At 41.7% G+C, this 8049-nt stretch carries 5 protein-coding genes; 1 reads left to right on the top strand and 4 read right to left on the bottom strand.

What is annotated here, in order from left to right; genetic code table 11:
• Nucleotides 1–339: 339 nt before the first annotated feature.
• Complete coding sequence (locus W7W_RS0121085) at nt 340–2184, top strand: tetratricopeptide repeat protein (RefSeq protein WP_010665595.1); 1845 nt, start codon at nt 340–342, stop codon at nt 2182–2184.
• Between the two features lie 9 nt (nt 2185–2193).
• Here W7W_RS0121085 and W7W_RS0121080 read toward each other — a convergent pair whose 3' ends face one another.
• The 4 genes from W7W_RS0121080 to W7W_RS0121065 all read right to left on the bottom strand — a co-directional run bounded on the left by W7W_RS0121080 (nt 2194) and on the right by W7W_RS0121065 (nt 8041).
• Nucleotides 2194–2829, bottom strand: a complete 636-nt coding sequence (locus tag W7W_RS0121080; RefSeq protein WP_010665594.1) for a ribonuclease H1 domain-containing protein — start codon at nt 2827–2829, stop codon at nt 2194–2196.
• 12 nt (nt 2830–2841) lie between these two features.
• Complete coding sequence (locus tag W7W_RS0121075; protein ID WP_010665593.1) at nt 2842–3417, bottom strand: MarC family protein; 576 nt, start codon at nt 3415–3417, stop codon at nt 2842–2844.
• 116 nt (nt 3418–3533) lie between these two features.
• Nucleotides 3534–5681 carry a S46 family peptidase gene (locus tag W7W_RS0121070; RefSeq protein ID WP_010665592.1) on the bottom strand — a complete coding sequence of 716 codons (2148 nt, stop codon included), beginning with the start codon at nt 5679–5681 and terminating at the stop codon, nt 3534–3536.
• 209 nt (nt 5682–5890) lie between these two features.
• On the bottom strand, nt 5891–8041 hold the full coding sequence (locus W7W_RS0121065) for a S46 family peptidase (RefSeq protein ID WP_010665591.1): 2151 nt from the start codon (nt 8039–8041) through the stop codon (nt 5891–5893).
• Between the last annotated feature and the right edge of the window lie 8 nt (nt 8042–8049).

The raw sequence follows: 8049 nt of genomic DNA, 5'->3' as shown, positions 1-8049 counted from the left end.
TTTTGTTATAAGGAGGTGCGAATTCCAATTCGCACCATTTTTTGAAAGAAGCAAAGCCGGACCACTAGAACCGGGTCCCCAAATGGGGGCCAACTATTTATGGTTATTGCAAAAATCTGTCAATGTTTACAAAACCAGGCAATCTCTTTCCAAAATAATATGATCTTCTCCAAATTATAGAATCCACTCCCCCTCCCTGGGAGGGGTTAGGGGAGGCCCTCCCTCTCCTTTGGAGGGGATAGGGGAGGCTCATCCTATTTTCGTACCAATGTCTTCCGGTTTACTATCACAATATGAATTAAAATCTGTAGTTTTGTGAGGTTTTAATTTTTTGTGTAAATGTTTTGTCCTTCAACTAACCGGTTAATTTTCATTTTCTTTTTTCTTGTAAGCATTGGCATTACAGGAAAGGGTACTAATGACTCGCTTTCTGTTGAACAGTTGGAAGCGGAAATTAAAACATTACTTTCAGATCAACCTTCAAAAGCTGATTCACTGGCCAAATTATTTTTGCAACAGGTAACAGGGAGGAATGATACCCTTGAGGCTATGGGATGGTATTACCGGGCTGAAGCTGCCTATTACAACGGTGAGTTTAATACCTCCGGAGATTACTATCAAAAAGGTATTGATTGTTTAAGAAACTATGATTTTCCTGAAAAAAAAGCCATTTTTTATAATAACCTTGGACTTACCCGTTACTATAATAGCAGGTATAATGAAGCGCTTGATGCTTTTATTAATTCTGCAAATTTTGAAGAAGAGGCCGGGAACAGATTCGGTTTTGCGGAATGCCTTCATAACATTGCTCTAATCCAGGATAAAGCGGGAGATAGCCTTAAGGCAGAGAAATACTTCAGGTATGCCAGAGCGTCTTTTATGGAGATGGATTCTTTATCTGCAGCAGCTGCTGTTTCTAACGATTATGCCATCTTCCTTTCTGATCTTGGACAATACAAACGTGCAATTGATATGTATCATGATGCCCTTGATACTTACACCCTGTTGGATAACGAGGAAGGTGTTGCCAAGGTCAAGTGTAATTTGGGCGCGTTGTATCTATATGAAAAGGAATACGGACGTGCTGCTTTGTATCTTGATGAATCGCTTGAATTTTTTAAAGAGAATAATGACAAATCCCGTTTAATAAATATATACAGCCTTCTTGGCGATTTATACTTTGAACAAGACAGAACGGCTCTATCGGTCGTTTTTTATGAGAGAGCTGAACGTATTGCCCGGAATATGGGATGGGATGATCTTCGACAGAAAAATCTTTATTCATTGTTTCTTGCACTAAAAATGGGAGAGGAATATCAGCGTGCATTAACAATTCTTGAGACCTATACACTGTTATCAGACTCATTGTATATCATAAACGGAGAGCAGCCTGCAGATTTTCGTGACGATGCAATTGACAGAGTGTTGAATGAGAAAGAATTGATGCTTGCAAAGGCAGAAATGCGTGAGAAAAACTTGTTGTTGATTATTCTTGCACTTTTGTTGATTGCCGGATTGGCTATCTGGGTTCTGTATGGCCGGAATAAAATGGTGCAACACCAAAAAGAGAAGCAGTTGTTGCACCAACGGATGATTCGAATTCAAATGAATCCTCATTTTATTTTTAACGCCCTTGCATCCTTACAAAATTATATCATCAGCGACAATAAAAGTGAGGCCTCTGATTTTTTGAGCGATATAGCTTTTCTAATGCGTAAAATGATTGGATATTCTGATGTGGAATTGATATCTCTTCCCGAGGAGCAGGAGGTGCTTGAAAAGTATCTGAAAGTACAATGTCGTAGATATTATCAGACAATAGATTGCGGTGTTCAAACATCTGTTATTTCCGATTCCTGCAACCTGATGGTGCCACCAATGTTATCGAGACCATTGATTGATGACTTTTTTGCAAAGGGGAAAAGCAGGGAGTGTTGCTGTCCCGGGATATCAGTACTATATAAACAAAAGGAAAAGGAACTTGAGGTAACAATAGAGAATAAGGGTGTAAGCGTTTCAGATCACCAATCGGAGGCAACTTTTGGGGTGATTAAGGACAGGATTGACTCTCTGCGGAAGGAGTATGGACTGAAACCAAAGGAAATGGAAATGGTCGATCTTATAACAAATGGTGCAATTACCGGAAAAAGAATCAGGTATTGGTTGCCTCTGGCAGTACGTTAGCCGGGATGGTTATTTCCTTCCGAAATCAGCAGGAATTTCCCCCCACCCTTTGGTGTCCCACTTTAGAATTGTGGTTGTCCATGTATTTGTCTTTAGCCATTTCTCTGCCCTTTCGATCATCATAAAAAGGGGTTCCGTGTGTTGTGATCTTTCAAGTTTTGTGACACATTTTTTTTTCATAACCCATCCCAGAGCGATCGTAGAATCTGTATAAATTGGGATGTCCATTTTTTTGCGTTTGAGTTCTGCCAGGCCGTGAACAATCGCCAAAAACTCTCCGATGTTGTTGGTGCCAATAGGAAATTTTGCATGAAACCACCGCTTCCCTGAGTCGGTGAAAACTCCCTGGTATTCCATGGGGCCGGGGTTCCCACTGCACGCAGCATCCACTGCAAGACTTCTGAGAACTGGTTGGTGGTTAGGGTCTGTATTTTTATTCTTTGTTTTTGTGACTTTTTTGCTTTTACCCGAACTGATGACCTCGGACCATGGTGTTTCGAAGGCTTTCTGAGCTTCTGCCAGTGACTTAAAGGATTTATATTTGGCAGAGGGGTAACCTTTGATTCTACGCTGGCATTCCTCCCAGTTATCTACTATTCCGGTTTCATGCCCTACCCAGATTACATAGAATTTTTTTTTTGGCATAACTGCGTGTTTTTATCCTGCAATATTAGCCACATTATTTGAAAATAGCTTAATGGCCATGGCCAACAAAATGATGCCGAAGAATTTTTTTAACACATAAATACCACTTTCGCCAATGAGACTCTCAATCCTTGTGGTGATTCTCAGGACGATATATACAAAAGCAATGTTCAGAAAAAGCGCTATGATAATATTGACGGTGGCATACTCTGCACGTAATGCCAGCAAAGTGGTGAATGATCCTGCCCCTGCAACCAGCGGGAAGGCTATGGGAACAAGTGATGCTCCACTTGGAGAATCGTGTTTGAAAATGGTTACGCCCAATATCATTTCAATGGCTAACATAAACAGCACCAATGACCCTGCAATGGCAAAAGAGGAGATGTCCACTCCAAAAAGACCAAGCAACGCCTTTCCTACAAATAGGAATACGATTAGAATACTGAAAGAAACCACCGATGCCTGGGTTGCCTTTATCTTATTGCCTTTATTTCTAAGGTCAACAATGATTGGAATGGAACCCAGAATGTCAATTACAGCAAAAAGTACAATGAATGCAGAAACGATTTCCAGAACGTTGAACTCCATAGTGTTTGGTTTTTAATGGTTTATTTGTTTTTTGTAGCTGATTGTTTTCGCAAATGTAGGAATAATTTTGGCCTGACAGGAATGCCAAAAATCATGGAAAATTGAGGGTGTGATTTTTATTGAATATTCATCTCTTCTATCAGGTATGGACTTTTGCCTGCTTTCTCTATCAGAAAAAGTATATATCTAATATCCACGTTGATGCAACGTTGAAGGGAGGATGAATAGGCCAGGTCGGAAGCCATCCCTTCCTGATTTCCATCAAAAGCGAGTCCGGTTATTTGTCCCTGTGAATTGAGAACAGGACTGCCACTGTTTCCTCCAGATATGTCGTTGTTTGTAATAAAGCACAATGCAGGTTGTTGTTTGTCGCGGGACCAGTTTTCCCATTCCGTGTTAAAAAGATTGGTGAAGTCTGTTTCCGACTGATAAGTGGCATCTCCTGACGCTATTTTTTCAAAAATTCCGATAGGTGTGGTGAAAGGTTCGTAACAAACTCCGTCGTGTGGTGAGTAACCTGTTATTTTGCCGTAAGAAAGTCGCAGAGAGCTGTTTGCATTGGGGTAGAAGGTGCCTCCCGGCGTTTTGTTTTTCAGCACTTTTAAGTATTGATGCATATAAAAATCCAGTTGAAGATCCATGCGGTTAAACATGGCATAAACAGGACCGAATTCCTGTAATATTCGCAAATGAAATGCAAAAGCCGGATCTGTTAGGAAACTGATCAGGCTTGGATTGTTCATAAGCTCTTCAAACTTTTTTCTCGAGGAAAAGTGGGATTTAGTGTAAATAGCATCTGCAAGATGTTTAAAGTTCGAACATCCGGCAAGGAGAGTAGAGTCATTAATTCTTATACTGTCGTTTGCATTGGACCGATAATAATTTATCATTTTCAGGAATACTTCCCTGTCAACCTGTGCGTTGAAATCTTTAAAAAAATGATTTGCTTTAGTCCTCATTTGCCTAATAACCTTCTTTTTTTGATCTGCCGATGAAGATTTTTCATTGAGCAGCGTGAAGAGCTCAAAAGTTTCCATTACAAACTGGCTTATTTCGGTGCCTCCCAATATGGTTTGCAGGGTAATAAACGATATGCGTGTCAGGTCTTTTCGAACCTGATAGAGTGCCTCCATAGATGAAAACAGTGTTGCGTAAGTTGTATCTATGCCAGGGGAGTACTCCATCCATTGTTGAATGTTTTCTTCCAGAGATTTTCTCTTTTCAATGAGGTTCAGATCGCGAATACTTTTATTTTGTCCTGCTGTGTACTGGGCGAAATTTACAAGTTCGGCATATTTTTCGGCATATTTTATCTCCATTTGGCGTGATTGAGCCATATGTTTTCCCCAAATTTCCTGCTTAAGCCTCTGTGTTTCGGTGATGAGTGGATTTATGATTTCATAGGCCTCTCTGATTCCTGCAGAGGTCAGATGCCTTTGGGTATGTCCCGGAAAGCCAAGTGTCATGGTAAAATCATTTTTCTCAAGTTTGCTGGTCGAGATTGTCAGGCTTTTAACAGGGGAATATGGGATGTTTTCTGCATGATACTCTGCCGGATTGCCTTCGGGCGAGCAATAAACCCTGTAAAGGGCAAAATCGGCTGAATGTCTTGGCCATGTCCAGTTGTCTTTTTCTCCCCCGAATTGGGCAATGTCCTCAGGAGGTGCTGCCACCAGCCTTACATCTTGAAATGTTTTGGTGATAATAAGAAAAAAACGGGTACTGAAATTAAATTCTTTAATGGTGGCTTCCTGAAAAGGCTTAAGTGAAAGTGTATCCAGAATTATCTGAGAAAGACTGTCAATTTTTTGTTCCAGGGCAAGGCGCGTATCTGCATTTTGAATAATGGGGGTGAAGTGGTCCGTCAGATTTCTGGCTTCGATAAGTAACGTGGCTGTTTTACCGGGGATTGGCAATTCTTCCTGTTGCTTTTGTGCCCAAAAACCGTTTTTTAGCAAATCTTTTTCTGCTGAGCTGTGGCTCTGGATGTCTCCGTTAGCGCAATGATGGTTGGTCAGCAGCAACCCTTTGCCACTGATGAAACTTCCCGTACAACTTCCATAGTCCAGTGAAACAATGGCGTCTTTCAATGATGGCCTGGAGGTGCTGTAGATATCTTCACCGGATAGTTGAAAACCCATTTCCTGCATTTTGTCGATTTTTGACTGAGGCATCATCCAGGGCAGCCACATTCCTTCATCTGCATAGGCAGAAGGTGTGAAAAGAAGCAATAAAATAATCAGAGGGAAAGTTGTTTTCCTCATAAACATCAATGATTTAAACAAGCTTTTGTAGCTTGGAAACTATTTTAATTCCTGTGATGAATTGGATTTTGTAAGGCAAATTTAAGCTTTTTTCGCAATTTGGTCATGGAGCAAAAAAAAGACCAACTCGTAAACAGAGTGGTCTTTTTTTTAATGAAGCAAAAATCCCAACGTCAAATATGTCAGGAATTTAGCCGGAATAATGCTGTTTATTCAATGATGGTCATCTCATCAATAAGGTTGGTTGCACCTGCATACTTGTCAATGATGAAAAGTACATAACGGATGTCCACATTGATGCATTTTTGCAGTTCCTGCTCAAAGGCGATGTCACCACTCATGGCCTCCCAGTTCCCGTCGAAAGCCAGTCCGAAAAGATGTCCTTCGCCATTGATTACCGGGCTGCCGCTGTTTCCTCCTGTAATGTCGTTGTCGGTAGTGAAATTCACGTACATACGACCGTCCTCGTTGGCATAGCGACCATAATCTTTGGATTCGTAGAGCTCTTTAAGCTTCTCAGAAACCGCAAACTCATAATCGTCTGGCTTCTCTTTTTCCATAACTCCCTCAAGGGTGGTGTAATGCTTGTACATTACTGCATCACGTGCTTCGTAATCTCCCACTTCGCCGTAGCTCAGGCGCATAGAGAAGTTGGCATCGTCGTAATACACTTTATCGGGATTCATAGCCTGTAATCCTGCAATGAAGAGACGATGATTTTTTGAAATGGTCATATTGGATTCTCTGGTCTTTTCCCAAAGTGAGAAGTAAAGATCCAAAGTTGATTTTCCTGCCTGGTAAGCCGGATCTTTTTGGAGTGTTTTCAGCTTTGGATTTTCCAGGAAGCTGTTGAAGTCTTCACTGTTTACAAACAAAGATTTTTTAAAAAGCTTGGATGCAAAGGATTCAAACCCATCCTCTTTTTCGGTCTTAATGTCTTCAAAGAATGAGGGGTAAAATTTGGCATCGATTTCATCAAAGTAAAGATTGAACAGGGCTCCCATTACTTTTTGATCGGTTGCCGCATGATAATCTTTGTAAAACTCCTTTCCTGCCTCTTTTAATGCTTCAACAGCAGCGGAAATTTTTTCTTCATCTTCTTCTTCCAATGCTTTTTCCAGATCACGGGCTGAAAGTGAGAAAGACAGGATTTCCGTTCCACGCAACATGCATTCCCGGACAAAGTTTTGAGCCAGATAGAACGGGGCACGTTCGCTATAAGCAGATTCCAGTTCGGTAAGTACATCGCCGTACTTCTCTTTACGGGCTGCATCTTTGTTAACCCAGTTGGTGAACTGTTCTTCCAGCTTTTGTTTTTTGGCAATGACATTCAGGTTTTTCAGTCCCCGGTTCATACCGATACTGTTTTTCCAGTAGTTAGAACTGCGTGAGTACTTGGACGCGTATTGAAGTCTGATTTTTTCACTGCTGTTCATAGCTTCCTGCCAGATCTCCTGCTTTACCCCTCTGGGGTTGATCAGTGAATAATTGAAAATATTCATGCGCTCATCAATGCCCCACGATGTAAGATACCGTTCTGTGCTTCCGGGAAATCCCAGAGTCATGGCGAAATCGTCTTTTTCATAACCTTTAAGAGATATAGGCAGGTGATGTGCGGGCTTCAGCGGCTTGTTTTCAGGCGAATATTCAGCCGGATTTCCTTCTGCATCGGCATAAACCCGGAACATGGAAAAGTCACCTGTGTGACGGGGCCACATCCAGTTGTCGGTGTCGTGACCAAATTTTCCGATGGATGACGGGGGAGCACCTACGAAACGGACATCATTGAATACTTCGTAAACAATCAGGTAAAATTGGTTGCCGCCGTAGAAATCGCGCACCAATGTGCGGTAATGCGTGTCGCCTTTAACACTGTCGGCAATTTGTTTTGAGATACTGTCAACGGCAGCCATGCGTTGTAACTCTGACATTTCATCTGTCAATCCGGCTTCAATTTTCCCGGTAACATCCTCCATTCGTTTCATGAATGTGACGGATAATCCGGGAGCTGGAATTTCTTCTTCCAGACTTTTTGCCCAGAATCCGTCTTCCAGATAGTTGTCCTCCACAGAACTCAGTTCCTGTATGGTCCCATATCCACAGTGGTGATTGGTTAGAATCAGCCCCTGATCAGAGATGAGTTCGCCGGTACATCCGCCCCCAAAGATAACGATGGCATCTTTCAGACTTGACTGGTTGACAGAGTAAATTTCTTCTGCAGTGAGCTGTAACCCTTTCTCCTGCATCTTTTCGATATTCAGTTTTTTGATCAGTGGCAACAGCCACATTCCTTCATCAGCTTTTAGTGTACCTGCAAAACCTATTACCAGGGCCACTAATACTGCGGTCATTTTTTTCATCTTCGCGT

The sequence above is a fragment of the Marinilabilia salmonicolor JCM 21150 genome (genome assembly GCF_000259075.1).
GTDB lineage: Bacteria > Bacteroidota > Bacteroidia > Bacteroidales > Marinilabiliaceae > Marinilabilia > Marinilabilia salmonicolor.
Note: the sequence above shows the minus strand (reverse complement) of the source record. Positions and strands in the feature narration are given on the sequence as shown.

Excerpts from the sequence above, each read along its gene's own strand:
- W7W_RS0121070 (WP_010665592.1), bottom strand. The coding sequence starts at position 5,681 with ATGAGGAAAACAACTTTCCCTCTGATTATTTTATTGCTTCTTTTCACA.
- W7W_RS0121080 (WP_010665594.1), bottom strand. The coding sequence starts at position 2,829 with ATGCCAAAAAAAAAATTCTATGTAATCTGGGTAGGGCATGAAACCGGA.
- W7W_RS0121075 (WP_010665593.1), bottom strand. The coding sequence starts at position 3,417 with ATGGAGTTCAACGTTCTGGAAATCGTTTCTGCATTCATTGTACTTTTT.
- W7W_RS0121065 (WP_010665591.1), bottom strand. The coding sequence starts at position 8,041 with ATGAAAAAAATGACCGCAGTATTAGTGGCCCTGGTAATAGGTTTTGCA.
- W7W_RS0121085 (WP_010665595.1), top strand. The coding sequence starts at position 340 with ATGTTTTGTCCTTCAACTAACCGGTTAATTTTCATTTTCTTTTTTCTT.